Here is a 2,171-nt window from a genome sequence, read left to right as displayed (position 1 = left end):
GGCGGAGGTCGTGGTCTCGTCCCCGGCGTTCGCGCCGCAGGTGGCGAAGGTGCTGGCCCCCTTGCCGTGGCTCACGGTGTCCCAGGTCCGGGGTGCGCTGGAGGCGGCGTCGTGAACTCGGCCCGTCCGGCGTTCGAGGACCGGGGGTCCGGGGGCGGAGCCCCCGTGCCCGTGCCCTTGCCCGTGCCCCAGGCTCGGGCGATCCGGCTCGGGCCCCGGTCCGTGGCCGCTCTCCTTCTCGTGTCCGCCGCGGGCGTCGTGGCCTTCGGCTGGCCCCTCCTCGCCGACCGGGCGTCCGGCCTGGCCCACTCCCAGGACGCCCCCTGGCTCTTCGCCGCCCTCCTTCCGCTCCTCCTCGCCGTCGTCGTCGCGACGATCGCCGACACCGGCCTCGACGCGAAGGCCGTCGCCATGCTCGGCGTCCTCGCCGCGGCCGGGGCCGCGCTGCGGCCGCTGGGGGCGGGGACGGCGGGCATCGAGCCCATGTTCTTCCTGATGGTGGTGGCCGGCCGGGTGCTCGGCCCCGGGTTCGGGTTCGTACTGGGCGCGCTGTCGATGTTCGCGTCCGCGCTGCTGACCGGCGGGGTCGGGCCGTGGATGCCGTTCCAGATGCTCGCCATGGGCTGGGTGTCGATGGGCGCGGGCCTGCTGCCGGGCCCGGACCGGCTGCGGGGCCGGCGCGAGCTGCTGATGCTGGCGGCCTACGGGGCGGTGGCGTCCGTCCTGTACGGGACGGTCATGAACCTCCAGGGCTGGCCCTACATCGGCTCGCTCGCCTCCGGCATCGCCTTCGTGCCGGGCGATCCGCTCGCCGACAACCTGGCGCGTTTCATCGCGTACTGCCTGGCCACGTCGCTGGGCTGGGACCTGCCGCGCGCGCTCGTCACCGTCGCCGGCACGCTCACGCTGGGCCCGGCGCTGCTCAAGGCGCTCCGCCGGGCGACGCGGCGCGCCGCGTTCGGCGCGCCGGTCGCGTTCGTCAGCGGCACGCACGCGGAGGAGCCCCCTACGGATCCGTGAGGCGGGGCACATGACCGCGGTCACACCCGACGCGAGGCCGTACCGAGCGTTCCCGGCGTTCCGGGAAGCGCTCCCCGGGGCACCTCGTCGGACTACGGGCCTGCCTCGTGGAGGCGGTGTTTGCCAGGCGGGGGAAGCGTCGGTCAGGTTGGGTGGGCCGCCAGGGAGCGCTCGCTCCGGCGGCACTGTCCTGCCCCCGACGGAAGGTTCTCCTCCGTGACGTTCCCGATCACCGGCCGCTTCGCTCCCCGCACGTTCGTCGCCGCCGCCGGCGTCGCCCTGGCCCTGGGCACCGCGGGTGCCGTGGTCTCCGCGGTGCCGGCCCAGGCCGCGACCGCCTCGGCGAGCGGCGCGCAGGAGACGGCGCGGAAGATGATCCCGGACGAGGCGCAGTTCCAGTGCTTCAGCAAGATCGTGGAGCATGAGAGCGGCTGGAACCACCAGGCGACCAATGCCTCCACCGGCGCCTACGGCCTGGTCCAGGCCCTGCCCGGCTCGAAGATGGCCTCCGCCGGCGCCGACTGGCAGACCAACCCGGCCACCCAGATCAAGTGGGGCCTGGACTATATGAAGGACCGCTACGGTAGCCCCTGCGGCGCCTGGTCGTTCTGGCAGTCCCACAACTGGTACTGATCCGGACGGATCGCAGCGGTGGAGTGGCCGGCACCCCGAGCGGGTGCCGGCCGCTTCTGCGTGCCCACCCCCGTACGCGCCTACAGCCTCTGAATGATCGTCGCGGTCGCCTGCGCGCCGCCCGCACACATGCTGATCAGGGCGAACTCGCCGTCCCGCCGCTCCAGCTCGTGCAGCGCGGTGGTGATCAGACGGGCGCCGGTCGCGCCCACGGGGTGGCCGAGGGCGATGGCGCCGCCGTTGACGTTGACCTTCTCCAGGTCCTGCTCGAAGACCTGCGCCCAGGAGAGGACCACGGAGGCGAACGCTTCGTTGATCTCGACCAGGTCGATGTCCCGCAGGGTCATGCCGGCCTTGCCGAGGACGGCGCGGGTGGCGTCGACGGGCCCGTCGAGGTGGAAGTGCGGGTCGGCGCCGACGAGGGCCTGGGCGACGATCCGGGCGCGCGGGCGCAGCCGCAGGGCGCGGGCCATCCGCTTGGAGGCCCACATCAGGGCGGCCGCGCCGTCGGATATCTG

General features: G+C 74.1%; 2 protein-coding genes and 1 pseudogene. 2 read left to right on the top strand and 1 reads right to left on the bottom strand.

Annotation, left to right across the window (positions count from 1 at the left end; all coding sequences use genetic code 11):
* The first annotated feature begins 165 nt into the window (after window positions 1–165).
* A complete protein-coding gene (locus AB0K09_RS32815; RefSeq protein WP_366069044.1) occupies window positions 166–1,020 on the top strand; it encodes an ECF transporter S component in 855 nt (284 codons plus the stop codon).
* A gap of 216 nt (window positions 1,021–1,236) precedes the next feature.
* The gene (locus AB0K09_RS32810) at window positions 1,237–1,653 is read left to right on the top strand and encodes a transglycosylase SLT domain-containing protein (protein WP_366069043.1); all 417 of its coding nucleotides are present in this window, start codon (window positions 1,237–1,239) and stop codon (window positions 1,651–1,653) included.
* A gap of 80 nt (window positions 1,654–1,733) precedes the next feature.
* On the opposite strand, the pseudogene AB0K09_RS32805 reads toward AB0K09_RS32810, so the two are convergent.
* Window positions 1,734–2,171 (bottom strand): annotated as a pseudogene (locus AB0K09_RS32805) (steroid 3-ketoacyl-CoA thiolase); the annotation flags it as partial.

This window comes from Streptomyces sp. NPDC049577 (assembly GCF_040675635.1).
Lineage (GTDB): Bacteria > Actinomycetota > Actinomycetes > Streptomycetales > Streptomycetaceae > Streptomyces.
This window is presented reverse-complemented; position numbering and strand designations above follow the sequence as displayed.